Raw genomic sequence first — 25,644 nt, 5'->3', positions numbered from 1 at the left:
GCATCGTCTGCCGCTTGTCATTACCGGCTCTGAACATGAACCGTTATCCCGTGTGGAAGTACCTGCTGATCATCGTCACCGTTGTGGTGGCGGTGCTTTACACCCTGCCGAATCTCTTCGGTGAAAGCCCCGCAGTGCAGATTTCCAGTGCCCGGGCCACCGTCAAGGTGGATGCCGCGCTGCAAGATCGCGTAACGGCTTTGGCTACCAAGGCCGGGTTTACCCCAGAAGCTGTGCTGAGCGATGCCAATTCGGTCAAGCTGCGCTTCAAAGATACTGAAACCCAGCTCAAGGTCAAGGATGCCATCCAGTCCGCGCTGGGCGACGATTACTCCGTGGCGCTAAATCTGGTGCCGCAAACACCGGCATGGCTGGTGGCCATTGGTGCCAAGCCGATGTCGCTGGGTCTGGATTTGCGCGGTGGTGTGCACTTCTTGCTAGAAGTGGACATGGATGCTGCGGTCAGCAAGTCGCTGGACAAAACCGCCGGTGACGTGCGCCGCGAACTGCGCGACAAAGAAATCCGCTACGGCAAGATCGATCGCCTGCGCGACAGCGTAGTCGTGCAATTGCGTGACGCACAAACGGTGGATGACACCACCAACGCGCTGCGCAAAGCCCTGCCGAATATGGCACTGACCGAAGCCAAAGACCCGAACAACTACTCCGTGACGTTGACCTTCACGCCAGCCTCTTTACTGCAACTGAAGAACGATGCAGTGAAGCAGAACATCACCACGCTGCATAACCGCGTGAATGAACTGGGTGTGGCCGAGCCGGTGATCCAGCAACAAGGTGAAGGCCGCATTGTGGTCGAACTGCCTGGTGTGCAGGATACCGCCAAGGCCAAGGATATTCTGGGTCGTACCGCCACGCTGGAAGTACGCTTGGTGGACGATGACCAATCGCATCTTCAGCAAGCGCTGGCTGGTAACGTTCCGGATGGCACGGTACTGATGACCGAACGTGGTCGCAATGGTCAACCTAGCCCGATCCTGGTCAAGAAAGACGTAGAACTGACTGGCGACAGCATCAACGACGCCCAGCCTGGTTTTGACGATCACAGCCAGCCAGCGGTCTCGATCAGCCTGGATTCAACCGGCGCCAATATCTTCCGTCAGCTCACTCACGACAACGTGAACAAGCGCATGGCGATGATTCTGGTAGAAAAGGGTAAGGGCGAAGTCGTTACCGCTCCGGTGATCCGTAGCGAAATCGGTGGTGGTCGCGTGCAGATTTCCGGCGCCATGACGGTGGCTGACGCCAACGACACCGCGCTGCTGCTGCGTGCCGGTTCGCTGGCCGCGCCGATGAACATCGTGGAAGAACGCACGGTTGGTCCAAGCCTGGGTAAGGAAAACATCCAGAAGGGCTTTGAGTCGACCATGTATGGTTTCCTCGCCATTGCCGTATTCATGGTGATCTATTACCGCGTGTTCGGTGTGTCCTCGGCCATTGCGTTGAGCGCCAACCTGATGTTCCTGCTGGCGCTGTTGTCCATGCTGGGCGTTACGCTCACGCTGCCAGGTATCGCGGCGATTGCGCTGACGCTGGGGATGGCGATTGACTCCAACGTGCTGATCAACGAGCGCGTGCGTGAAGAACTGCGCAACGGCATGAGCCCGCATATGTCGATCCAGAACGGCTACGCTCACGCGTTTGCCACCATTCTGGATTCGAACGTCACCACCTTGATCGCCGGTCTGGCTCTGCTGATCTTCGGTTCGGGCGCGGTGCGCGGCTTTGCCTGGGTGCATTGCTTCGGCATCATCACCTCCATGTACAGCGCTGTGTTTGTTTCCCGCGGCCTGATCAACTTGTTCTACGGCTACCGTCGCCGCTTGTCCACGCTGGCTGTATAAGGCGGGGGAGAAAAAAATGATTGAGTTTTTCCATGTAAAGCGCGACATCCCGTTCATGAGCTACGGGAAGATCACCACGGCGATTTCGCTGGCGACCTTCTTGCTGGCCGTGTTCTTTCTGGTGCACAAAGGGCTGAATCTGGGCGTTGAGTTCACCGGTGGTACGGTGGTCGAAATGCAATACAGCCAGTCAGTGGATCTGAATTCGGTCCGGACCAAGGTTGATTCGCTCAAGTACGGCGATGCTCAGGTGCAGGCGCTGGGTAACACCCGCGACGTGATGGTGCGTATCCCGAACATCAAGGGCAAGACCTCGGCCCAGCTATCTAACGATGTGCTGAACACGCTCAAGCAAGACCGCCCGGACGTACAAATCCGCAAGGTTGAGTTTATTGGGCCGTCGGTGGGCGATGAACTGGTGTCGCACGGCCTGACCGCGCTGACGCTGGTTTGCGTCGGCATCATGGCCTATCTGGCGATTCGCTTTGAGTGGCGTTTTGCGGTCTCCGCCATCATCGCCAACATGCATGACGTGGTGATTATTCTCGGGTTCTTTGCGTTCTTCCAGTGGGAGTTCTCGCTGACCGTGCTGGCCGCGGTGCTGGCTGTGCTGGGTTACTCGGTGAACGAATCGGTGGTGGTGTTTGACCGGATTCGCGAGAACTTTCGCAAGCCCAACATGCGCGGCAAGGGCGTGCCGGAAATCATTGATAACGCCATTACCGCCACCATGAGCCGGACCATCATCACTCACGGTTCGACCGAAGTGATGGTGTTGTCTATGCTGATCTTCGGCGGCCCGGCATTGCACGGGTTTGCTTCGGCACTGACGATCGGTATTTTGTTCGGGATTTATTCATCGGTGCTGGTGGCTTCGCCACTATTACTGATGTTTGGCGTGACCCGCGACAACATGATCAAGCCAGTGAAAGTCAAACAGGAAGCAGTGGTCTAACCGCCCCGCAGATGTGGTCTGAAGCCACATCTGCAATGCAATAGATCATGACGCCGGCGCTGTTTGCGCCGGCGTTGTCTTTTTCTGAGTCAGTTTTATTTAACAAGTGCCGTGATTACCCGTACCATTCCGGCTGCGCGTGTCACACTCTAACCAGACAGGACTTCCCCGCCCCATGGACTTCAATCTGATCCAGATTTTTCTGCACCTGGACGTTTATCTGCAGCAAATGGCGCAGAACTACGGCACCGGCATTTATGCGCTGCTGTTCGCGGTGATCTTTTGCGAAACCGGTCTGGTGGTTTTTCCGTTCCTGCCGGGCGATTCATTGCTGTTTGTGGGCGGCGCGGTGGCGGCACTGGGCGGCATGGACCCATACCTCTTGGCGGGGACGTTGATTCTGGCGGCTATCCTGGGCGACAGCACCAACTACATCATTGGCCGTACCATCGGCGAAAAGCTGTTCAGCAATCCCAATTCAAAAATATTCCGTCGTGATTACCTGACGCGCACGCATGAATTTTATGATCGCCACGGCGGCAAGACCGTGACGCTGGCGCGATTCATCCCCATCGTGCGCACCTTTGCACCGTTTGTCGCAGGTGTGGGCAAGATGCCGTATCTGCGCTTTCTGGCGTTCAGCGTATTCGGTACGCTGGTTTGGGTAGGTGGTCTGGTGGCGCTGGGTTATTTCTTTGGCAACATCGAGTTCATCAAGAAGAATCTTTCCGTGATGATCATCTGCATTGTTGGTATTTCTTTCCTGCCGATGATCATCGGCGCGGTACGGCACAAGCTGGGTAAGGCATGAGTGAAGCGTTTTACACCGATAAAGTCGCCGTTCGCGCGGCTTTTGACAAAGCAGCCAGTACCTATGACGCCGCAGCCGTATTGCAGCGTGAAGTCGTCCAGCGCATGGCCGAACGGCTGGACTATATCCGCATCAAACCAGAGCGCATGCTGGATGCAGGTAGCGGCACCGGCTTTGCCTGTCCGATTCTGCGCGAACGTTATCCGGAAGGGCGGCTGATTGAACTTGATCTGGCGCCCGGCATGCTGCGCATCGCACGTGAGCAACGTGGTGGTGGCATCAAGGCCATGTTCGACCGTCGCAAGCCAGTACAGGTATGTGGCGATCTGGAAGCACTGCCGCTGGCCAGCAACTCGGTTGATCTGATCTGGTCTAGCCTGGCCTTGCAGTGGTGCAATGTGCCGGATGCGGCCTTTGCCGAAATGCTGCGCGTGCTCAAGCCGGGCGGCTTGCTGATGTTCTCCACGCTCGGCCCGGATACCCTTAAAGAGTTGCGTTCGGCCTTTGCCAGCATTGACGGCTACACCCATGTGAACCAGTTTATCGACATGCACGATCTGGGCGATGCGCTGGTGAATAGCGGCTTTGCTACGCCAGTGATGGACATGGAACACATCACGCTAACCTATCCCGAACTCAAACCCATCCTCGCTGACCTGAAAGGCATTGGCGCGCATAACGCAACGCGCGGCAGACGTAGCGGCATGATGGGCAAAACGGCATGGCAGCGGGTCGTGGCCAATTACGAGCAATTCAGGCGAGATGGCGAACTGCCAGCAACCTACGAAGTGGTTTATGGCCACGCCTGGAAACCTGAAATCATGCCGGCCAGAACACTGGCCGATGGTAGTCAGGTGATTGAATTCCGGCCGAGAGCACGCTAATGGCCGCGCAGGGTTACTTCATTACCGGCACGGATACCGAAGTCGGTAAAACCGTCGCCACTTGTCAGTTGCTGAGAGCCTTTAACGCAGCAGGCAAGCAAACCATCGGTATGAAGCCGGTTGCGTCAGGTTGTGAGCTGCGTAGCGATGTAGATGGTCATTCTTTTATGTGGAATGCTGACGTTGCCGCGCATGCCGCAGCCTCTAGCGTGCAGGCAGACCACCAGTTGGTGAATCCCTACCGCTTCATGCCGCCAATCGCCCCGCATCTGGCCGCTCGCGAAGCGGGAATTGACGTTTCTTTGCCACATCTGCTGCAATGCTCCGCGGCCTTGCAGCAGCAGGCAGATGTGGTGCTGGTGGAAGGTGCTGGCGGCTGGTATGCACCGCTAAACGAGTCCGCCATGATGGCTGATCTGGCTAAAGCGTTGGGCTTTCCGGTGATTCTGGTGGTGGGGATGCGTTTGGGTTGTATCAACCATGCGCTTCTGTCGGCGCAGGCCATAGAGGCGAGCGGGCTCCAGTTTGCGGGGTGGATCGCCAACCGGGTTGATCCGGCCATGTCACGCTACGAGGATAACCTGCAAACCTTGCAAAAGGCGCTGCGTTCCCCGCTATTAGGGCAGATCGAGTATGCTGCCGCAGCCGAGCAAGGCTGCTTGCCAACGACGGCGCTGCATTTTCTTTGCTGAACACTTGTGTCAGGGTTTCGCGTGGCGCAAACTTGCGGGCGACATAGTCGGACCACCCAATGAAAAAACTCTCTGGTTTTTTACGGCCTGCGATATTCGCGGTTCTGATAGCACTCTCTTTGTTGACTGGCTGTTCTAAAGTCGCATTCGAGGGCACCGATATTACCGGGGTAGACTTTGGCGGTGATTTCACGCTGGTGGACCATCACGGCAAAGCCCGACGTCTGGCGGATTTCAATGACAAGGTCGTGGCGCTGTTTTTTGGTTACACCCATTGTCCGGATGTTTGTCCAACCACCATGGCAGAATACGCGGCGGTCATGAAAACACTGGGCAGCAAGGCGTCGCAGGTACAAGTCCTGTTTGTGTCGCTGGACCCGGAGCGGGACACCCCGGCGTTACTGGCGCAATATGTGCCGGCGTTTAACCCCGGATTTATTGGCATGACCGGCACGCCACAACAAGTGGCGGAGGTCGCCGCGCGTTATAAAGTGGTGTACCAGAAACAAGGTTCAGGTGCGGATTACACCCTGGATCACAGTGCGGGCAGTTATTTACTGGATAGAAAAGGGCGCCTGCGGGTGCTGGAAAATTACGGTGCTGCGCCATCGGTATTGGCGAAAGACCTGAATACCCTGATTGAGGAATAAGCTTGCATGAGCGAGCCTGAGAACCAACAAGAACAGCAAAGCCCCATTGCAGAGGGCGAAGACGTATCACCGTTCTTGCTGACCAACGTACTGGAAATCGGAGCCGTCTTGCGCCAGTTGGTGCAGCGGGGCGATTTCGTGACCATCTATTTTTCGCATGGTCAGCAGTTGATGCTGTCGCGCATTCTGGCTGTGGATGTCGCCAAGCGCGAACTGATCCTGGATGTCGGCGGTCACCAGGCAACCAACGACGCCCTGGCCAAATCCGAGCGAAATATCGTGGTGGCCATGCCTGATGGGGTGAAGGTGCAATTTGTGATCGGCCAGCCAGACATCGTCGAATTTGAAGACTCGCCTGCATTCAGGGTTCCATTTCCGCGTGACCTCGTAAAACTGCAAAGGCGCGAATTTTTCCGGATTGATACCCCGTTGGTCCGCCCGTGGGCCTGTGAAGTAATCCTGGCAGGTAACCAGCGAGCCACGCTTGAGGTCCACGATATTTCGCTCGGCGGCGTGGGGCTGTGGGCAAACTCAACTCAAGCGGCAATGCTTCAGCCAGGTGAGAAGGTGCCCAAAGCCGAACTGGAGCTGGGGCAATGGGGCAACATGCCGGTGAATCTGGAAGTGCGTTCCCGCCGGGTGATGATGACGCGTTCCGGGCAGGAAATGCATCATATCGGCTGCCGCTTTCTTAATATTGGCCGCAGCGCCGAAGCCATGCTGCAGCGTTTGCTGGCGCACCTTGAACGTGAGCGTAAGTCATTGGTCGATCGCTAGGAGCAAGGTTACTTTTGAGTCGCCCTATAAAACAAATACCCCGCTAGATGCGGGGTATTTGTTTGGGTTAGCCACAAGTGGCAACCGTCAGGGATGGATTGATCTGAAGAGTCAGAAGGTCAGCACCACGCGTCCCAGCAATTCGCCCGCTTCCATTTTGGCGAAAATCTCATTGATCTCATCCAGTTTGGCTGTGCTGTAATGCACTTTGACCTTGCCGTCTGCCGCAAACTGCAGTGATTCACGCAAGTCTTCGCGGGTGCCAACGATGGAGCCGCGAACGGTGATGCGCTTGAGCACGACGTCAAAAATGGGTGTTTCAAAAGTGCCCGGTGGCAAACCAACCAGCGAAATCGTGCCGCCACGGCGCAACAGATCGATACCTTGTTTGAAGGCGGCAGGCGATACCGCAGTAACCAGCGCGCCGTGCACGCCACCGGTGTCTTTCTGCACTTTGGCCACCATGTCCGCGTCGGCGTAGTCGTAGGCCAGATCTGCGCCCAGTTCTTTCGCCAGCGCCAGTTTGTCAGCGCCGTGGTCAATGGCAACCACCTTGAAACCCATGGCCTTGGCGTATTGCACCGCGACGTGCCCCAAGCCGCCGATGCCGGAGATGGCGACCCAGTCACCGGGTTTGGCGTCGGTCTCTTTCAATCCTTTATAGGTGGTCACGCCAGCGCACAGAATCGGCGCGACGTCCGCAGGATCAAGCCCTTCCGGAATCACGGCCACGTAGTCGGCCGGGGCGAGCATGTATTCGGCAAAGCCACCGTTCACCGAATAACCGGTGTTGTTTTGGGTTTCGCACAGCGTTTCCCAGCCGGTGACGCAATAAGTGCAGCAGCCGCACGCATCATGCAACCACGGCGAGCCAACGATATCACCCTTTTTGATGCGTTTTACGCCCGGCCCAACCTGCACGACTTCGCCAACGCCTTCATGCCCCGGAATAAACGGTGGTGTTGGTTTCACCGGCCAGTCCCCATGGGCCGCGTGCAAGTCGGTGTGGCACACACCGCAGGCGATCAGGCGGATCAGCACCTGGCCTGGACCTGGATCGGGGATATCGACATGGGTGATTTCGAGCGGTTTTTTGAATTCGCGAACCACGGCTGCGCGTGCGGAAACCGGCATGATGAGACTCCTTGCCTGAGGATAAAAGGAGGAAGCCACGGCAAGCCGTGGCTAATTGGAAAACGATACGACTCGGTGACCTACTGAGGTTTGACCTTAGGCAATTTATGAGAAATTTGCGAATGCAAATATTTCATTGTCGTGGGCCAGCGCAAATGCAGGCGCAATTCTCGTTTGATACGGCAGTTGCGCAGTTTTCTGGATTCATTGAGATACGACATCAGCGCCGGTGACAGCTGCTGACTGGCTTCGCTGCGGGCGATGCGTGGTGGTCGGGGTAGATCGCAGGCGTCGGCAACCTGGTCAAACCAGTCGCCCATGAGTGTCGGGTGATCATCCACCGCGTTGTAGGCCCGTAATGGTTTGCCCCGAAATAACGCCAGGCAAACCGCGTGGGCCAGGTCGTCGGCATGAATATGGTTGGACCAGCTGTCCTCTGCGGGATTGATAGAAGGATCGCCCCGCCTAACCCGTTCTACTGGCAAACGGCCTTCGGCATAGATGCCAGGCGCCCGCAGGATGCTTAAGCGCCGACCAGCGCGCCGCGCCCAAGTCCGCATTTGCTGTTCTGCGCTGACTCGTCGCTGGGCACGTGCGGAATCCGGTCGCAATGGCGCGCATTCGTCCAGCCATTGGCCGTCGGCATTTCCATAGACCCCGGTCGTGCTGATGTAGACAGCCGCCAGGGTTGGGTATGCTAAAATTGGCCGCTTCTGTGGTCTTGCCGACGATTTTTGTAATGCAGCAAGCAACTTGTGAGTTCGCAAATCGGCCTCACCTGAAGCAACAGGCGGCGCGCTATGAATCAGTGCTGCGCGCAGGCCGCCGAGGCGGCTGAGTGTAGACGCATCGTCAAGGTCGGCCCGCAATACATGGGCACCGGCGTGTCGCAGTTCGACGGCCTGATCTTCGCGGCGGCAGATCACAAAGACTTGAAACCGTGCCAGCAACCAGGGCAGTGCGCGCGAAATGACGTCGCCACAACCGGCTATCAACAAGCGGGGGCGCATGAGGTGACGCGATCTAATTCTGTTTATTGGCAACACTTGATTGATCTGGAAAGATTTTACGATGTCCAAGCAACTTACCATCCTCCCCGCTGGCCAGCAAATCACCATGGAAGACGGCCAGACTATCCTTGATGCCGCCATTGCTGCCGGTTTCAGCATGCCCTATGGCTGCAAAAACGGCGCATGTGGTGCTTGCAAGGGCCAAGTGGTGAGTGGCGAAGTCGATTATCCAGATGGTTACGCCGAATCCGCTTTGCCACATATGGAGCGTGAGCGTGGCATGGCGTTGTATTGCTGCGCGGTTCCCACGGGCGACATTACGGTGGAATGCCGTGAAGTCTCGGCCACCAAAGATATCCAGATCAAAACCTTGCCGTGCCGGGTGCAGAAGATCGAAAAAATCTCGCATGACGTCGCGGTACTGTCGTTCAAGCTGCCGACGACTGAACGTTTGCAGTTTCTGGCCGGGCAATACATCGACCTGCATACCAAGGGTGGCAAGAAGCGCAGTTTCTCTATTGCCAATGCCCCGCATGATGACGAATTCCTGCAGTTACACATCCGCTGCATGCCCGGTGGCGAGTTTGCCAACTATGTCTGGAATGAGATGAAAGAGCGCGAGATCATGCGCTTTACCGGACCGCTGGGGTCGTTCTTCCTGCGTGAAGACAGCGACAAGCCGATCATCTTTATCGCCACCGGTACAGGCTTTGCGCCAATCAAGGGCATTCTGGAGCACGCCTTCAACAAGGGCATCAAGCGCGAGATGATCCTGTACTGGGGCTGCCGCAGCTTGCAGGATTTGTACATGCCGCAACTGCCTGCCGACTGGCAGCAAGCGCATCCGAACTTCAAGTTTGTCCCGGTAATGTCAGACCCATTGCCGCAAGACAACTGGTCGGGGCGTACGGGCTTGGTGCACGAAGCGGTGATGGATGACTTTGGCAGTCTGGCCGGGCGGCAGGTTTACGCTTGCGGTGCGCCGGTTATGGTGGAGGCGGCCTTCAAGAATTTTGTTTCGCGCGGCTTGCCGGAAGATGAATTCTTCTCCGACGCATTCTTCAGCTCCAAAGATCTGACCAAGCCACCGGTTGCTTGAGTTTCGTTTTGTGCTTTTGCGGATGTATGCAAACAACCACCTGCGGGTGGTTTTTTGTTGGACGCCAGCGATGCCGATATGCAAATGGCTGGCCCAAAAAAAGACCCCGCCGAAGCGGGGTCAAGCTAGTGCAAGGAAAGCCTGGATTATTGGGTGACCGGTTGCAGCGTTGCTGGTTCAACAGCCAGTTGTTCATCGCTCCAGTGGCGCAAGCCAAGAATTTTCTCGCCCAGCGACGACAGGGTTGCACGCGGGTAACGCGTTTGCTCCCAATTGCGTGGATCGCCAGGAAAGGCGTAACCCCGCGCCGGTTCGCGGCGGTACCAGCTACCGACGCGCCAATTTCGCAACTCGGTATTGGTTTCGTCAGCAGGGGTAAATGAAATGTACTGCGCCAGCCGCACCTTGTTGCTTGAGGTATTTGGACGGATACCGTGGGCGAGCAAGCTGTTGAAGATCAACAAATCTCCAGCCTGCATCGGAATAAACCGCGGTGACCACGGTACGGTGGTCAAGTCTGGTTGCCACGGATTGCGAGCCGCCGGGGCGCTTTGGCGCCATTGGGCAAAGTGTTCAAATAATTCGGGAATGCACTGAAAACCGCCACCTTCCTCGGTGGTGTCAGACAATGCCAGCACGCCCTGAACATTGACTGGCAGCGGGTCGAGCGTGGTGTCGGAATCCCAGTGAATGAATCCGCCAAACTTGCGGGTGCCCAGGTTGGGTGGATTGAGATTGGCGCGATCAATAGTGACCCACAAGTCTTCGCGGTCCCAGATATCCACAAACGCATTGTAGATGCGCTCGTTCTGGCGGTTATTCCACATGGTCTGGTTCTGGTATGCCTCGACCATGCCGGAGCCATTGAGCTCTTTCATTTCATGGTCGCGCAACTGCGGCTTGCTCCAGTTGGCCGGGTCTTGCGGGCTTAACTCCTGGAACTCCCATAAAAAATCGGTAGTGCGTTTGACCTCGGCCGGGGTGATGGCCTGTTTGATGATTACAAAGCCATAACGCTGCCAGTGAGCGAAGTCAGCCTCGCTCAACACTCGCAACGGTAGCTGCTTTCGCAGATCACGCAATTGGACTTGTTCAAGATAAGCAACAGATGGGTTGCCTGGGCGATTGTCGCCGTATTGATAACGGTCATTCATGTCGGTCTCCGGTGTGGACGGTTGATTGTGCACGGGCAAAGACCGGTGAATTGCGCCGTAGCTGGCGCAGTTTGATACTATTGTGACGTTTCATTGCGCAGTGCAGGTACAAAAGTGAAGCCGCAACTAGAGCACGTTACTGTTCCCGATGGCGCATCCTGGGCGTTGCTGTGGCGCGAGCTACCGGAGTTGCCTTTTGAGTGGCATTACCATCCCGAATACGAACTGACGCTGACGGTTAACGCGTGCGGCCAGCGCTATGTGGGGGATCACCTGGGCGACTTTGCCGATGGAGATCTGGTGCTGGTCGGGCCTAACTTGCCACATACCTGGTCCGCCGCGCAGGCATTGGAAAGCACACGCCCGGTGCTGGCAGTTGTGGTGTGGTTCAGTCGGGATTGGGTAACGCGGTTGGTGACGGATTTGCCGGAGTTGCTGCCTATCCAGCGACTGGCGGATAACGCGTTGCAAGCATTGGCTTTTTCTGCCGAAGCGGCTGCTCGCGTGCAGCCCAAATTGCTGTCGTTAAATGCGTTGGATGCCGGGCGGCGCATGCCCGTATTGCTGGATGTGTTGCTTGATCTGGCGCAGGACGCCAGCGCGCAGACATTATCTGCACAGATCATGCGGGCGAGTACGGATGGTAGTGGTGAACGGCTGGGCAAGGTACTGGATATTTTGCATCAGCGTTTTGCCGAACCAGTGCCGGTGGAGGAGTTGGCACGCAAGGTGGCGTTGTCGGTCGGGGCGTTTCACCGCTTCTTCAAGCGCCATACCGGCAAAACCGTGACGGCTTATCAAGCGCAGTTGCGCATCGGGCACGCTTGCCAACTACTCATTCAGACCAGCAAACCCGTTGGGGTGATTGCCGAGATTGCGGGCTATCGGAATCTGGCGCATTTCAATCGCCAGTTTCTGGCCACCAAAGGAATTACCCCAAGGCAGTTTCGCCAGCATTATCGGTAATGATGAATCCCGCAGTTGCCCAAATGACGCGCAAACAAAAGCCGGGCCTTGCGGCCCGGCTAACTTCAAATTACCAGGAGAGACCGGTTGATTAGAAGTAGGTCTTCACGCCAGCCATGACGCGGTAGCTGCTTTCACCAGCATCTGCACCGGTGTTGCCGTAGTACAGCGCGTCGTCAGCTGCGCTGAACGATGCGTTGTCCTGGTTCTTCACGTAGCGAGCGTCAACAAACGCCAGCGATTGCTTGGACAGGCTGTAGTTGTAACGTGCGTCAATTGCTTGTGCGCCGGAGTCTTTCTGGTCAGCGCCGTTCAGCTTGCCATCACGCAGGTTGAAGTAGCTCAGGTACACGCCGTGCTTGCCGGTTTCGTACGAACCTTGAGCAATCCACATGTCTTGACGTTGTTCGCCACCCAGTGCGGTGCCATCAGCTTGAGCTCGCTTGAAGCCACCTTTCACGCCGATACCATTGCCGAACTTGTAGTTCGCACCAGCGTACCAGTCTTTGGTGTTGGTGCCATCTGGCAGCACTTGTTGCGAAGTCACGTCAGTAGTGGAGGACTGAACGTTGTCACGTTTTTGGTAAGTACCTTGAACACCCAGGCCTTCCCACTTGTAGGTTGCAGCAACGTCGTAGCCCTTGTTGCCTTGCACGCCTTGATCTTCAAACAGGTAAGCTGCCGAAGCGTTGAAGCCGTACAGGTTAGGGGTGTCGTAACGAGCTACGTTCTTGGCGTAGTTCGACTGACCCATACCGTAGTCACGTGCCAGCCATTCTGCGCCAGTGTTGGCATACAGAGCGTCCAGAGTGTCATAAGTCGGGGTCAGCATGTTACCGGCGCGGAATGTACCGTAGTCACCAGTCAGACCGATGTACGCTTGACGGTTGCCCCAGTTGGCTACGCCGCCTTGGCTGCGGTCGCCAGGCTGGCTCTGGATTTCTTGCTCAACACGCCAGATCAGCTTGCCGCCGGCATCCAGCTTGTCGCTACCGGACACACCAATGATTGCATCATAAGAAACACCGCCGGACTTGGTGTCGCCAGCCTTCAGGTATTGCACGCCACCGGTGATGTTACCGTCGATGGTCACGTCAGCCATGGCAGCGCCAGCACCCAGAGCCAGAGCAACTGCGAGTGTTGTGTATTTGATTTTCATAATGTGTTCTCCTTTGTCTTAATCCACGTCTTGTTTGGCTTGTCGGCATGGCCGCAAACTTGGATGCAGTTTAAGGAGAGGGCTTCTGGCACACCCGTAACTATTTCCAACGGCATAATGTGAATTTTTACGGAATTTTTTTGACCTAACGCGCTACATACCCGCGTGCTATATTGACTTCCCGCAAGGCTCTGGTAAGAGATCAATGCCCATGGTATGTCGTGTGGTGTTCAATCAGAAGGGTGGGGTGGGCAAGTCCACCATCACAGTCAATCTCGCTGCAGCGGCCGCCATAGCCGGTCGTTCGGTGCTGGTAGTCGATCTCGACCCGCAAGCCAACACCAGTCGCTACCTGTTGGGCGAGGTGCTGGCGCAGGCCACGCCGACGCTGACCGAGTTCTTCGAGCAAACACTTAATTTCAGTCTTTACGCTCACGTGATGGATGATTTCGTCCATGCCACGCCGTGCCCGGGCTTGTTTCTTCTCCCTGCTGGCGACAGCCTGGCCGAGCAGCAAAGCAAACTGGAAGCGCGCTACAAGATCTACAAGCTGCGTGAATCGTTGCAGGAGTTTGGCGGGCGCTTCGACGAAATCTGGCTTGATACGCCACCGGCGCTTAACTTCTTCACGCTTTCAGCGCTGATTGCCGCCGATCGGTGCCTGATTCCCTTCGATTGCGACGCGTTTTCGCGTGAAGCATTGGTCGGTTTGCTGGGGCGAGTGGCGGAAATCAAGGCGGATCACAATCCGCGGCTGGAAGTGGAAGGCATCATCGTGAACCAGTTTCAGGCGCGCGCCAGTTTGCCGACCCGAATGGTCGAGGAACTCGCCGCCCAAGGGCTGCCGGTACTGCAGCCCTACTTATCCAGTTCGGTCAAAATCCGCGAATCGCATGAGCGGGCGATGCCATTGGTGCAACTGGATCCACGCCATAAACTTGCGCAAGCGTTTAGCGAGCTCTATCAATCACTGGCAAAGTAGCGGCCCAGGTGTGTTCGCCGCATGATTTGACTCAGGAGTGCTGTATTCATGAATTCCGGCAGTATCGATAGAAAACCCCGTTTGTTGATTGTGGATGACGAGCCGTTCAATCTCGAAATCCTGAGCGAGCATCTGCAAGACGCTGATTATGAAGTCATTACTGCCGAAGACGGCGAGGCTGCATGGGACTTGCTGGCAACTGATCGGGCGTTCGATGCCATATTGCTGGATCGCATGATGCCGCGGATGGATGGCATGGCATTGCTGGCGCGGCTCAAGCAGCAACCGGAGCTGATGCAGGTCCCCGTGATCATGCAAACGGCAGTTGGCGCAGCGGAAAACGTGCGGGAAGGGCTTACCGCCGGGGCGTATTACTATCTAATAAAGCCGTTTCAGCGCGACATGCTGCTGGCCATTGTCAGCGCGGCGGTGGATTTCTATCGCGAAAAGCGCCGGCTTGAACAGCAACTGGTGGCGCAAGCTGGCAATTATGGCCAGTTGATCAATGCCGAGTTCGAATTCCGTTCACTGGAAGAAGCCCGGCAACTCACGCTAGTGTTATCGCACGCCTGCCCGGAACCCCAACGCGTGGCGCTGGGTTTGTCCGAATTGCTGGTGAATGCGGTTGAGCATGGCAATTTAGGCATTCGCTATGGCGAAAAAACGCGGCTGTTGCAGTTAGGGCGTTGGCAGGATGAAATTGAGTCCCGGCTGAGCCACCCGGACTACGCCGGTCGCCGCGTAAGGGTGCAGTTTCAGCGGGGTGAGGCGGCAATCACCATCGTGATCACCGATCAGGGCGCGGGTTTTGACTGGCGGCCATTCCTGGAGTTTTCGCCGGAGCGGGCGTTTGATCCGCACGGGCGCGGCATTTCCATGGCGCGCATGCTGTCGTTTGACCAGATCGAATATCAGGGCGAAGGCAATACGGTCGTGGCACGGGTGTCTCTGGCTGGCGCATGAGCGCTAACCAGCATCCCGCAGGCGGACGGTTACTCCAGAATCTCGACCGGCATGCCTACTTCAATCCGCCCAACATTGCCTGCCAGCACGTTTTGCCCGAACTCTGCCCCTTCCGGGCCTTTACGCCGCTGGGCGATGGTACGCAGTGGTTCCTGGTCGGCTGACTTTTCGGCCGTTTGAGGATCAACCGTGGTGAATACACAGCGCCCGCAGGGCTTGGCAATCTGAAACATCACATTGCCAATGCGGATCTGCTTCCAGCCATCCTCGGCAAAGGCGGGTGCGCCGGATATCACCAGGTTGGGCCGGAACCGTGCCATTTCCATATCCCGGCCAACCCATTCGCTGAGTTGCTGGCGTGAAGTTTCGCCAATCAACAGTAGTGGAAATCCGTCGGCAAAAGACAGTGGCACATCCGGAAAAGGCCGCACCCGACGCTGGGTTTCGCCGGTATACAACAACCGCGCCGCGCGGCCCAGATAATCACTGAACCAGGCGTCTGCCGACTTGGCGCCAGACCAGGCCGCAAAATCGTCTTTCCACACCGATGCCGGGCAGGCCTGACTAAACAATGCGCGTTCCACGCTCAGGACCGGCATGCCAGGAGCGGACAAGGTCAGGCTGTGCTCGTCCACGTCGGTGACGACTTTGACCAGCGTTGGGCAATCACGCCCGGTAATCATGCGGCCCTCGGTTGAAGTCACCATCCACGCGCGATCATCGGGCAGGCCCGACGGGGACAACTCGCTGGTCGTTAGCGACAGACCTTGGGTGGATTTAACCGGATAACGATAAATGGCAGAAAGCGTGGGCATGGAAGTCTCGCAAGTGCGCAATCAAGCGGCGAAGCGCTGCAGATATGGATGTACTAATAGAGCGCTAGCTTATCACCACTGCATAAACCAGTAATGTGGATGCGTTTCGCGCCAGCGCTCAATGGCTACTTCGCTACCGCTGGTTGTGATGATGACGGCGCCGTCCCGATCGGTGCGCAAATCCTGCGCACCTTGTGCGGCGTAACGTGCGACGATTTCTGGCCGGGGATGACGAAAGCGGTTGAGAAAGCCGGATGAGTACACCACCCAGTCCGGGTGTGTCGTCTCGACAAAGGCTAGTGATGACGAAGTAATGCTGCCGTGGTGCCCGGCGACCACGACGTTGAAATGCCCTAGCCAGTTGCGCTCCAGCATGGCGGCTTCCTGGGCGACGCCCACATCGGCGGTAATCAGCATGCGGGCATGGGCGGTTTCGATTTCCAGTACGCAACCGCGAGCATTTTCATCGGGCATGGGTTCTCCGGCCACTGGCCACAACACGGTGAACTCCACGCCATCCCAAGTCCACGCGTCGCCAGCTGCGCAAGGTTCATCGTGTCGGGCCAGCGCATGCGCCGGATGATCCGTCGGCAACTGCGCCCGCAACGTATTCACCGGAATCGCGTGCATCAGCGCTTCGGCACTGCCGGAGTGATCATTATCTTTGTGCGACACCACCAAGGTGTCGAGTGATGAAACGCCGTTGCTTTGCAGCACCGGCAAGATTGCCCGCTGCGCCTGGCCGGGTTTGCCAGTATCAAACACTAGCGTGTGCTGACGGGTCTGGATCAATACCGACAAGCCCTGGTCGACGTCGATTACCGTTGCCCGGAATTCGCCTTCAGTTACTCGGACAGCGGGAACAACGAACAAGGGCAATAGCATCACCAGTCCAAAACAGCGCCCGGGCAGCCCACGCGGCAACAGCAAGATCAGCACGCCCGGCAGCGCGAACGCCACAGCAAAGCGCGATGGCGGAACGAAAACCGGGGAAGGTGCCAGGCTGCTCAGCCATGTCACAGCAAAGTTGGTGTACGCAAACACGCGTTCCGCCGCCTGCAGCGCATAACCAGTGGGGTCCAGTAGTCCGACCAAAGTGAGTGGCGTGACCACCATGCTGACTACTGGAATGGCGATGGCATTGGCCAGTGGAGAAATCAACGGCATGCGGCCGAATACGCAAAGCAGAATGGGCAGGGTGCCTAACGTTGCGGCGAGTTGCATAGACGCCCAGCCGCGCCAGCCTCGCGCTTGTTGCAAACGGTTGCCGCTCAGCCACAACAAGGCGCCGACGGCCAGAAACGATAACCAGAACCCGGCAGAAATGACGGCAAAAGGATCAACCAGTACCACGATGAATAACGCCAACAGCCAGATCAGGCTGCGTGCCATCGGCCGCGCGCTGACCAGGCACAGAACGCCAACAGCCAGCATGAGGACGGCGCGTTGCGTCGGGATACCGAGCCCGGCCAACAGGCTGTAGCCAATCGCCGCAGCTAGCCCACACCACAGGCGCAATCGGGGAATGCTCAAGCGGCGGGCGAGAATGGGGATGCGGCGAACGACACCGCCGGCTGCCAATCCGGCGAGCGCGGCGACCATGCTGATGTGAAGTCCTGATATGACGATTAAATGATTGATCCCGGCCCGGGCAAAGCTTTGCCACTGTTCAGGTGAGATTCCACGGCGATCTCCAGTCGCGATGGCGGCGATGACACCAGCGTAGGGTGCGTCGCCCAGCACGGCGTTGATATGATCGACGATGCCTTCACGTACCCGGTCAATAGCGGCCTGCCAGGCATAACCCGGCAACGGTCTGGCGCCTTTCACGCTGGCACTGCCGCCGAGGTTCTGTTGTAGCATCCAGCCTTCCACATCAAAGCCACCGGGATTTTGCTGGCCGTGCGGGCGTTTGGCGGAGAGATCGAACTCCCAGCGCGTACCGCTGCGCAGTTCCGGATGATCGCCGTACCACTGAACGGAGAGTCGGCGCGGCAGTGTGGCGCCGGCGGTCAGTACATCCTGCGTGACGAACACAAAGCGCGGACCAAATTGCCCGGTTTGCGGCAAGCCAGCGACATAACCGCGCGCTGTGATCACTTGGCGCTCCATGTTTTGCGGTAGCCGGTCGGCCAGCCGCCAATTTGCGCGAAGATCGGCGTAGCCAAAACCCAAGGTCGCCGCAAGGATGATCAAACCTGCCAGGCGCCAGCGTTGTGCCTGCCAAACCAACGTGGCGGCGGCCAATGCCACCAGCAGCGGCCAGAGCAAAGCTGGCAAGACCGGTTGTATTTGCAAGAGACAAACACCGGTGACAAAACTGGCCAGGACAGACAGATAACGCAGCAACATGGCCGCTAGCCTGACAGCGTGTGATGGATTAAGCGACGCGCCCGTCACCGGGTATTGTTGATGGTCAATTTGTCAGAAGCGCAGTTGGGGCCGCCCAAGGGACACCAGGCATCTGCTAAACTCACCCGCATGAAATTTTACGACGCAGATGTTCTGATCGTGGGTGGTGGTCTGGTGGGCTGCGCGCTGGCGTGCGCACTGAAAGACACCCGGCTGCAGGTCACTTTGCTTGATAGCCGCGAGCCCGCCCAGACTTGGGATGCCCAAACCTGGGATAGCCGCATTTACGCCATCAGCCCGGCCAGCCGCCGGTTTTTGACTGCGATTGGCGCCTGGCAGCACATGGACGCCACTCGCCTGCAATCCGTCGCGCAGATGCGCATTGCCGGGGATGATGGTCGTTCGGAACTGGCCTTCAATGCTACCGATGCGGGCACTGATGAACTGGCACAGATTGTCGAATCGCGCGAACTGCAGCGTGCGTTGTGGCTGGCAGCGCAAGCCGCGCCTAATGTCACGCTGATTGCTCCAGCCAAACCCAGTGCTTTGCACGACGAAAGCGATGGCATGCTGCTGGCGCTGGAAGAGGGTCGCCGCTTGAGCGCGCGTCTGGTGGTAGGCGCAGATGGCGTGCAATCCTGGGTGCGCGCGCAAATGGGCATCGAAGATAAAACAACGTCCTATGAACAATGGGGCGTGGTTGCCAATTTTGATTGCGAAAAACCACATCTGAGTACCGCCAGTCAGTGGTTCTTTGCCGACGGCGTGATGGCCTGGTTGCCATTGGCCGGGCAACGGATGTCCATGGTCTGGTCTTGCAACGACGAGCGTAAACAAGCGTTGCTGGCGCTTTCTCCCGCTGAGTTGTGCGAGCAAGTGGCGCAGGCCGGGCAGGGGCGTCTGGGGCAATTGCAATTGCGTACGCCTCCGGCGGCTTTTCCGCTGCGCTTGATGCATGTGGCTGATCTGGCCCGCCCGCATCTGGCGTTGATTGGCGATGCCGCCCACGCGGTGCATCCATTGGCGGGGCAGGGGGTGAATCTGGGGTTTGGCGATGCTATGGAACTGGCAAAGGTTCTGGCTGCCCAAGCGCCCACGCAGTGTGGTGATTACCTTGTGCTGCGGCGCTATGAACGCGCCCGGCGCGAGAATGTTTTACTGATGCAGGGTGTTACGCATGGCCTGCAGAAACTTTTCAACAACACCAATCCGGTTTTGCGCTTGATGCGTAATACCGGGCTGGGGTTGACCGACCAATGGGTATGGCTGAAAAACCGTTTGATTCAGCATGCAATGAACGCTTGAAGGATAAACAATGAAGTTTTCGAAAATGATGCGTAGCCTGGCGGTTGTGGGTCTGGTTGCCCTGACCGCGTGTTCGGCCGAAGCAGAAACCGTCAATGCCAAGCAATTGCGCGACAAGCTGCAGCAACAATTGCCGGGACGCGAAATCACCAGCGTGAACCCGTCGCCCATGAAAGGAATCTACGAAGTGGTCGTTGCCGGTCACCAGATTCTGTACACCGATATCAAGGGTGATTACGTGTTGATCGGCGACATGATCGACATGAAAAACAAGACCAGCGTTACCGAAGCGCGCGCAGCTGAATTGCGCCGCACCGATTTCAGCAAATTGCCGCTGGATCAATCGTTCAAAGAAGTGCGCGGCGATGGCAGTCGCAAACTGGTGGTGTTCTCCGATCCGGATTGCCCGTTCTGCAAGCGACTGGAATCGGATAGCCTGGCTGGCGTGACCAACGTCACCATCTACACCTTCTTGTTCCCGCTCAATATCCACCCGGATGCCGAGCGCAAGTCCAAGTTGCTGTGGTGTGCCGCAGATCGTGACGGCGCGTGGCGCGACTGGATGGATCATGGCAAGTTGCCAGACAACAAGGGCGATTGCGATACGCCTATCCAGAAGAATCTGGCACTGGGTGACAAGCTGGGCATTACCGGTACGCCCGCACTGGTGTTTGCCAACGGCCGCATGGTCTCCGGTGCTATCCCTAAAGAGCAACTGGAAGCGTTGCTGGCCAAGGGCGGCCCAGATCAGTCCGGGCAGTAAAACCCGCCGCCTGCGAATTGGGCGAAGGTGTGGACAAATAAAAAAGCAGCCAATCATCTGGCTGCTTTTTTTGTGTGCACTGCCCGGATTATTTGGCGGCGCTGACTGTCGGCGCGTCAAATACCGGAGTCAGGGTATAACCGGCTTTGCGCAGCAAGGCGACCAAACCCTGCGGGCCGGGTAAATGCATGGCGCCAATCGCAATAAAGTTGCCACCCTTGGCCAGCGGCTCTTGCAGACGTTGGGCAAAGCGCAAGTTGCGATCAATCAGCAGATCTTTTTTGTTCCACTTGTCAAAATAAGCCTCGTCAGCTGCGGGCATGGGTACGTCGCCTTGCTCACTGAGCCGCTCAATAGCCGGAATGTCGCGGGCTACATAGGCATCGATGACTTTGTTGATTTGCGCGGCAAAGACTTCCTGGTGATCCAGCAACGCATATAGCAAGGTGCGTTGTTTGTCTTCGGGGATATTCTCGAACAGTGATAACTGTTCCTGAACGGTTTCCAGCCCCGAATAGTTTTTGCCACTCTCGATCGCCATCTTGGCCAGCAGCAAATCCAGCGTGATCTGGCCGCTTTGTTTCTTGGGTTCCATCATCAGCATGGCTGCAGCCCAGGTTTTCAGGCGGCGGGTAGCGACTTCGGGATAATCACGCGCAGCCAGTTCCGGCAGCAGTTTCTGGTAGTACGCATCGCTGATATGGGCGGGCAATAAATCGCCTTCCGGGCGCAAGACGGCCTTGGCCAGTTCCATCATCATGCTGAAATCGGTTTTGACCTCGGTATAAACCTGGTCGGACGACTCAAACGCCTGCGCTACCGGGTCAGACAGCGTGGTGACACGTGGATCGGCCACGTGGGCGGTGCCAAACAGCCAGGACGACGGTACGCCAGCCTTGTCGATACGCCAGAGCACAGCGTGGGGAAAAGGCTCGGCTTTGGCGATGGCAGCATGCGCTGAAAGCGGTAAAAAGGTGATGCTGGCCAGCGCCAGGGCAGCAACACGCGTACAGAATCGGGCGAGCATCTTGGGGTTTCCTCTTCCTCTTAACGAACGGATTTTTCTGTCTGTATAAATCTGTTTTTGTCGGTCTTTGCCGGATGGCGAGCCAGTATAACCAAACTCGCCCGGCATCAGGCAAAGCGGGGAACGAATCCCCGCCGAACCCGCAAATATGCAACTCGCTTGCACTGTCCAGGCAGGCTTAATGCGGCTTGCCGCCAGCCGCAATGCGGTCCATCACGGCGAACAGTACGCCCGACAGCACAAAGGTCAGATGGATACCAATCAGCCAGCCCAGCTTGAGCGAATCCATCGAGTCTATATTTACAAACGCCTTGAGCAAGTCGATGGCCGAGATCGCCACAATGGAACCGATCAGCTTGAGTTTGAGATCGGAATAGCTCACCTTGCCCATCCAGCTGGGCTTGTCCTCTGAATGGTGAGCCACCTCCATTTTCGAAATGAAGTTTTCATAGCCGCTGAACATCACAATCAATAACAGGTTGGCGATCAGCGTGACGTCCACCATGCTCAGAATGCCGATGATGATGTTGCCTTCGCCAGTCAGCAATATCTGGCCTAGCGCGTAAAGCTCTTTGAGCATCTTTACAAACAACGCGAACAAGCCGACCACCAACGCCAGATAAAACGGGGCAAGCAGCCAGCGGCTGTGGAAAATGGTTTTTTCGAGCGCGGATTCGATACGCGAATGCATCGTTGACCTTTATGATGTTTGGAATATCCAGGTCTGTCCTGGCTGCAAGCAGACCGGAAAAAACATCGCCAGTTCCCGCAATCATTGCCATGAGCAAGTATGAGCCATCCCTGCCAGCTGGAAATCCTGCATCACCCACCCACCCGCGCGCCCTTGTCGGCTCCCCCGCTATTGTTTGTGCATGGCGCCTATGCCGGTGCCTGGTGCTGGCAAGATCACTTTCTGCCATGGTTTGCGGCCAGAGGTTATGACTGCTACGCACTGAGTTTGTCCGGGCACGCCGGTAGCGCCGGGCGTGAGCGGCTGGACCGCTTGGGTCTGGGTGACTTCCTGGGAGATATTGAACGTGCGGTCGGGCAATTGCCGGCTACGCCGATCCTGATCGGACATTCGCTGGGCGGCTATCTGGCGCAACGCTTTGCCCGCAAGCACGCGGTCGCTGGCCTTGCGTTGCTCGGCAGCGTGCCGCCCATGGGGCTGGTGAACTCGCTGGGCCACATGATGTTCAGTTCGCCTCACTTGCTGATGGGCTTGAACCAGTTTCAGTGGCACACCGGGGCGATTGATTTTGATCCGGCGGTGTTGAAACAACTGCTGTTTTCCACGCAAATGCCGCGAGACAGGTTGGCGACGTTCGCCGCCCGCGTGCAGCCGGAGTCCGCCTTGGCGCTGGCCGAATTGATGCTGCCGCAACCTTGGCTGGCGTGGGGCATACCCGAACACGTGCCTTGCCTGGTGTTGGGGGCAGAAGCTGACCGGGTTATCCCTGCCGCAGACGTACGCGCCACAGCGCGGGCATGGGGCGTCGAAGCCCGGTTTTTGCCACAACTTGGGCATGCCATGATGGCTGACATGGGTTGGGAAAGCGTTGCACAGCACTTGGCGGACTGGCTGCAGACGGTTGCGCCTGGCGCAGAGTGATCTCTTGCCTGGGCCGGCTGGTGGTTTTCTTTTGAGCTGACGGTTGTGGGTCTTGCCCCGCACCCATATCTTTAGACAAACAGATTAAAACTGGAGAGCAGCATGACCGACAAAGTGGTTAAAACCGACGCAGAATGGCGAGCCCAGTTAACCCCGGAACAATATCGGGTAGCGCGCCAGGCCGGTACCGAGCGGCCTTTTAGCGGTGAGCTCTACAAACGCAATGATGATGGCGATTATTACTGTGTTTGTTGCAATGCCTTGTTGTTTCATTCGGGCACCAAATTTGACGCCGGTTGTGGCTGGCCCAGTTTCTGGGAAGAAGCCATTCCTGGTGCGATCAAGCGCATCGAGGATTATTCGCACGGCATGGTCCGCACTGAAGTACGTTGCGCAGCTTGTGATGCCCACCTGGGGCATGTCTTTCCCGATGGCCCAGAGCCAACCGGCGAGCGTTATTGCATCAACTCGGTGTCCATGACCTTTACACCTGAGGCTTAAATCCTGCAAATGAGCATCTGAACATTGTCCTGAGACTGGTTTTGCGGTATCTATTTCTGTGGACGTGGTTTCTCATATTGGTTTGCATATCAATTTCAACGTTCTCGACCGCAGAAAAAATCATCACATATCTATAAATCAGGAGTGTTAACAGATGGAACGCGTGCATGGAAAACGCCGGGTGGCGTCAGTCGTCGCGCTGGCAGCGGTATTTGCGCTGACTGCGTGTGGCAAAGGTTCAGAGGCCCCTAAAGTTGCGCTGGATGACAAAGACGTCATCAATACACTCAACAACTTTATCCAGGCTGATCAGCAAAATTGTGTTTCCATGCCGGTTGCCTTTAATACCCCTGTCGCCAAGGACTACGCCAAGCTCACAGACCCCAACGGCGCGCAACTGGCCGCACTGGTTAAAGCCGGGCTGATTCAGGAACAAGCGGCTGAAGCCGGGCAAACGCAATTTGCGGTGACGGACAAGGGCAAGGATGCCTACGACGGCAATACCCCACCCGGTTTTTGCAGTGGCACGCCAGAAGTGGACAAGATTGTCAGCAACACGGTTGAAGAAACCAAAGACAATTACAGTCGCGACAAGATCGTGTTTACCACCAAACTGGATGGTATTGCCGATTGGGCCAAGGATGACGGCATTCGCCAGCAGTTCCCCAAGTTTGCTACGCTGGTTGATAACCAGGGCAAAGAGCAACACACGGTCGAGATTGAAAGCCGTGGTCAGGGCTGGCGCGTACTTGAGCCAAGCCCGGTGGCCAACTGATTCTGGCCTGCTGCTGAGCAATCCTGTTACGGGATTGGCGCCCAATAAAAAAACCCGTCTGCATGACGGGTTTTTTATTTCTAATGTTGCCGGGGCTAAAGCAGTTTACAGGCCGAGTTCTTCCACCCACGCCAGCGATTGACCGTGTGCCCGGTTGAGCATGTCCGGGGTCAGTTGCAACTGGTCGCACAGGCGTGGCACTTCGGACATATCCGGGTCTTCACATGCTTCAGCCAGCTCCAGGAACGGGCCGTACATGCCGGAGCGTTCCATCAGCGCATCGGCAATGCTTTCCGGCAGGATCAGCGTTTCCAGCACGCGATCCATCGGCATATCAAGCAATACATCCAGTAGCGAGAAGATGCCGACGATAAACAGATTGTCGCGGTCCTGGCCATCCAGCAAATGGCTGCCCAGCAATTCCACCAGACGACCGCGTGTCACTGCGGTTTTCAGCAGGGCAGGTGGTGAGCCCGCTTCGGTGCTGGCAGTCACCAGCAACAGGGTTAGCCAGCGGTACAGCTTCTGGTAACCGAGGATGGTGACGGCATGGCGGAAGGACTGGATTTCGCACGACAAGCCAAAGCCAACCGAATTGATATAGCGCAGCAGCTTGAACGACAATGCCACGTCACGCTTGAGCGCATTTTCGATATCGCGAATCTCTGCGTTGTTCCGCAGCATGTTCAGCAGATTCAGAATGTTGGCGTAATTCGGATTGATCACCTTGGCCGACAACGTTTCCGGATGGGCAAAGTAATAGCCCTGGAATGCGTCAAAGCCGATATCCATGCACTTGCGGAATTCTTCTTTGGTTTCGACCTTTTCCGCGATCTGCAGCATCGGATACTTGCGCAGTTCTTTGGAGATCGCAGGCAAGCGATCCATGCCCAGAGCCTGTACATCCAGCTTGATGTAATTGGCAAACTCCAGGAACGGCGCGGTTTGCGGAGACAACTCGAAGTCATCCATCGCAATACCGAAGCCTTGACCGCGCAGTTCTTTCACGCGGGCCAGCAGTTCCGGCGTAGCGGTGGTGGTTTCCAGCACTTCCAGTACTACGCGTTGCGGTTGCAGCAACTCCAGGAAATTACTTTCCAGCATGGATTCAGCAACGTTGATAAACGCCAGTTTGCTGCCTACCAGCCAGTCGGTCCCCATATTGGAAATGGTATTGACCAGCACGTTGGTGCCTGCCTGCATGTCGCTGGAGAACTCGGCCGTAAGGGCGTCCTTATCCAGGCGGAACAGCAGTTCATAACCGATGATCTGCTGTTGGCGATTCAAAATTGGCTGGCGGCCGATAAATGCGTGATCTTGCGTCATTTCAGGGTCTCTGGCTGCACATTGGGCACAGCGAAGTATATCAGTAATGTCTGATTTTGCAGGTGTTTGG

Annotated in this window: 25 protein-coding genes; 16 read left to right on the top strand and 9 right to left on the bottom strand. The window is 56.9% G+C overall.

Features of this window, described 5'->3' with window-relative positions:
* Nucleotides 1-35: 35 nt before the first annotated feature.
* From secD to N7220_RS04910, 7 genes are all read left to right on the top strand, one after another.
* Nucleotides 36-1,862 (top strand): protein translocase subunit SecD, encoded by a 1,827-nt coding sequence (gene secD / locus N7220_RS04940; protein ID WP_283150352.1) that lies wholly within the window; start codon nt 36-38, stop codon nt 1,860-1,862.
* Between the two features lie 19 nt (nt 1,863-1,881).
* Nucleotides 1,882-2,817 (top strand): protein translocase subunit SecF, encoded by a 936-nt coding sequence (gene secF / locus N7220_RS04935; protein ID WP_283151403.1) that lies wholly within the window; start codon nt 1,882-1,884, stop codon nt 2,815-2,817.
* 175 nt (nt 2,818-2,992) lie between these two features.
* Entirely contained in the window at nt 2,993-3,628 is a 636-nt protein-coding gene (locus N7220_RS04930; protein WP_283150351.1) for a DedA family protein, read from the top strand.
* Nucleotides 3,625-4,512 (top strand): malonyl-ACP O-methyltransferase BioC, encoded by an 888-nt coding sequence (gene bioC / locus N7220_RS04925; protein WP_283150350.1) that lies wholly within the window; start codon nt 3,625-3,627, stop codon nt 4,510-4,512. Before N7220_RS04930 ends, bioC begins: the two co-directional genes overlap by 4 nt.
* Nucleotides 4,512-5,204, top strand: coding sequence for a dethiobiotin synthase (gene bioD, locus N7220_RS04920; protein ID WP_283150349.1), 693 nt, complete (start codon nt 4,512-4,514; stop codon nt 5,202-5,204). Before bioC ends, bioD begins: the two co-directional genes overlap by 1 nt.
* A gap of 59 nt (nt 5,205-5,263) precedes the next feature.
* Nucleotides 5,264-5,854: an SCO family protein gene (locus tag N7220_RS04915; RefSeq protein ID WP_283150348.1), complete on the top strand. Its 591-nt coding sequence runs from the start codon at nt 5,264-5,266 to the stop codon at nt 5,852-5,854.
* Nucleotides 5,855-5,860: 6 nt separating this feature from the next.
* Nucleotides 5,861-6,631 carry a flagellar brake protein gene (locus N7220_RS04910; RefSeq protein WP_283150347.1) on the top strand — a complete coding sequence of 257 codons (771 nt, stop codon included), beginning with the start codon at nt 5,861-5,863 and terminating at the stop codon, nt 6,629-6,631.
* Between the two features lie 111 nt (nt 6,632-6,742).
* Here N7220_RS04910 and adhP read toward each other — a convergent pair whose 3' ends face one another.
* Entirely contained in the window at nt 6,743-7,765 is a 1,023-nt protein-coding gene (gene adhP / locus N7220_RS04905) for an alcohol dehydrogenase AdhP (protein ID WP_283150346.1), read from the bottom strand.
* A gap of 80 nt (nt 7,766-7,845) precedes the next feature.
* Nucleotides 7,846-8,844, bottom strand: coding sequence for an NAD-dependent epimerase/dehydratase family protein (locus N7220_RS04900; RefSeq protein WP_283150345.1), 999 nt, complete (start codon nt 8,842-8,844; stop codon nt 7,846-7,848).
* On the opposite strand from N7220_RS04900, the gene N7220_RS04895 reads away from it, so the two are divergent.
* Nucleotides 8,837-9,874, top strand: coding sequence for a CDP-6-deoxy-delta-3,4-glucoseen reductase (locus N7220_RS04895; RefSeq protein WP_283150344.1), 1,038 nt, complete (start codon nt 8,837-8,839; stop codon nt 9,872-9,874). The genes N7220_RS04900 and N7220_RS04895 overlap by 8 nt on opposite strands.
* Nucleotides 9,875-10,020: 146 nt before the next feature.
* On the opposite strand, the gene N7220_RS04890 is transcribed toward N7220_RS04895, so the two are convergent.
* The gene (locus tag N7220_RS04890; RefSeq protein ID WP_283150343.1) at nt 10,021-11,028 is read right to left on the bottom strand and encodes a phytanoyl-CoA dioxygenase family protein; all 1,008 of its coding nucleotides are present in this window, start codon (nt 11,026-11,028) and stop codon (nt 10,021-10,023) included.
* A 114-nt stretch (nt 11,029-11,142) separates the two neighbouring features.
* On the opposite strand from N7220_RS04890, the gene N7220_RS04885 reads away from it, so the two are divergent.
* Nucleotides 11,143-11,994 carry an AraC family transcriptional regulator gene (locus tag N7220_RS04885; RefSeq protein ID WP_283150342.1) on the top strand — a complete coding sequence of 284 codons (852 nt, stop codon included), beginning with the start codon at nt 11,143-11,145 and terminating at the stop codon, nt 11,992-11,994.
* Between the two features lie 91 nt (nt 11,995-12,085).
* On the opposite strand, the gene N7220_RS04880 is transcribed toward N7220_RS04885, so the two are convergent.
* Nucleotides 12,086-13,153: a porin gene (locus tag N7220_RS04880; protein WP_283150341.1), complete on the bottom strand. Its 1,068-nt coding sequence runs from the start codon at nt 13,151-13,153 to the stop codon at nt 12,086-12,088.
* A gap of 205 nt (nt 13,154-13,358) precedes the next feature.
* Between N7220_RS04880 and N7220_RS04875 the strand changes: the two genes are divergently transcribed.
* Nucleotides 13,359-14,135: a ParA family protein gene (locus N7220_RS04875; protein ID WP_283150340.1), complete on the top strand. Its 777-nt coding sequence runs from the start codon at nt 13,359-13,361 to the stop codon at nt 14,133-14,135.
* Between the two features lie 48 nt (nt 14,136-14,183).
* Entirely contained in the window at nt 14,184-15,098 is a 915-nt protein-coding gene (locus N7220_RS04870; protein WP_283150339.1) for a response regulator, read from the top strand.
* A gap of 29 nt (nt 15,099-15,127) precedes the next feature.
* On the opposite strand, the gene N7220_RS04865 is transcribed toward N7220_RS04870, so the two are convergent.
* On the bottom strand, nt 15,128-15,913 hold the full coding sequence (locus N7220_RS04865) for an MOSC domain-containing protein (protein ID WP_283150338.1): 786 nt from the start codon (nt 15,911-15,913) through the stop codon (nt 15,128-15,130).
* Nucleotides 15,914-15,985: 72 nt separating this feature from the next.
* Nucleotides 15,986-18,265, bottom strand: coding sequence for a DNA internalization-related competence protein ComEC/Rec2 (locus tag N7220_RS04860; RefSeq protein WP_283150337.1), 2,280 nt, complete (start codon nt 18,263-18,265; stop codon nt 15,986-15,988).
* A gap of 129 nt (nt 18,266-18,394) precedes the next feature.
* Between N7220_RS04860 and N7220_RS04855 the strand changes: the two genes are divergently transcribed.
* Both N7220_RS04855 and N7220_RS04850 read left to right on the top strand, forming a co-directional pair.
* Complete coding sequence (locus N7220_RS04855) at nt 18,395-19,570, top strand: UbiH/UbiF family hydroxylase (RefSeq protein WP_283150336.1); 1,176 nt, start codon at nt 18,395-18,397, stop codon at nt 19,568-19,570.
* A 10-nt stretch (nt 19,571-19,580) separates the two neighbouring features.
* Entirely contained in the window at nt 19,581-20,333 is a 753-nt protein-coding gene (locus N7220_RS04850; RefSeq protein ID WP_283150335.1) for a DsbC family protein, read from the top strand.
* 88 nt (nt 20,334-20,421) lie between these two features.
* On the opposite strand, the gene N7220_RS04845 is transcribed toward N7220_RS04850, so the two are convergent.
* A complete protein-coding gene (locus N7220_RS04845) occupies nt 20,422-21,360 on the bottom strand; it encodes a TraB/GumN family protein (RefSeq protein ID WP_283150334.1) in 939 nt (312 codons plus the stop codon).
* A gap of 178 nt (nt 21,361-21,538) precedes the next feature.
* The gene (locus N7220_RS04840) at nt 21,539-22,051 is read right to left on the bottom strand and encodes a TIGR00645 family protein (RefSeq protein ID WP_283150333.1); all 513 of its coding nucleotides are present in this window, start codon (nt 22,049-22,051) and stop codon (nt 21,539-21,541) included.
* 99 nt (nt 22,052-22,150) lie between these two features.
* Here N7220_RS04840 and N7220_RS04835 point away from each other — a divergent pair, with 99 nt between their 5' ends.
* The 3 genes from N7220_RS04835 to N7220_RS04825 all read left to right on the top strand — a co-directional run bounded on the left by N7220_RS04835 (nt 22,151) and on the right by N7220_RS04825 (nt 24,248).
* Complete coding sequence (locus N7220_RS04835) at nt 22,151-22,972, top strand: alpha/beta hydrolase (RefSeq protein WP_283150332.1); 822 nt, start codon at nt 22,151-22,153, stop codon at nt 22,970-22,972.
* 102 nt (nt 22,973-23,074) lie between these two features.
* Entirely contained in the window at nt 23,075-23,473 is a 399-nt protein-coding gene (gene msrB, locus N7220_RS04830; protein WP_283150331.1) for a peptide-methionine (R)-S-oxide reductase MsrB, read from the top strand.
* Nucleotides 23,474-23,627: 154 nt separating this feature from the next.
* Complete coding sequence (locus N7220_RS04825; RefSeq protein ID WP_283150330.1) at nt 23,628-24,248, top strand: hypothetical protein; 621 nt, start codon at nt 23,628-23,630, stop codon at nt 24,246-24,248.
* Between the two features lie 105 nt (nt 24,249-24,353).
* Here the strand turns inward: N7220_RS04825 and N7220_RS04820 are convergent, their stop codons facing one another.
* Nucleotides 24,354-25,574, bottom strand: coding sequence for an EAL and HDOD domain-containing protein (locus tag N7220_RS04820; protein WP_283150329.1), 1,221 nt, complete (start codon nt 25,572-25,574; stop codon nt 24,354-24,356).
* Between the last annotated feature and the right edge of the window lie 70 nt (nt 25,575-25,644).

The sequence above is a fragment of the Silvimonas soli genome, assembly GCF_030035605.1.
In the GTDB taxonomy this organism is placed as follows: Bacteria; Pseudomonadota; Gammaproteobacteria; order Burkholderiales; family Chitinibacteraceae; genus Silvimonas; species Silvimonas soli.
The sequence above is the reverse complement of the archived record's forward strand: the minus strand, read 5'-3'. Positions and strand labels throughout refer to the sequence as shown.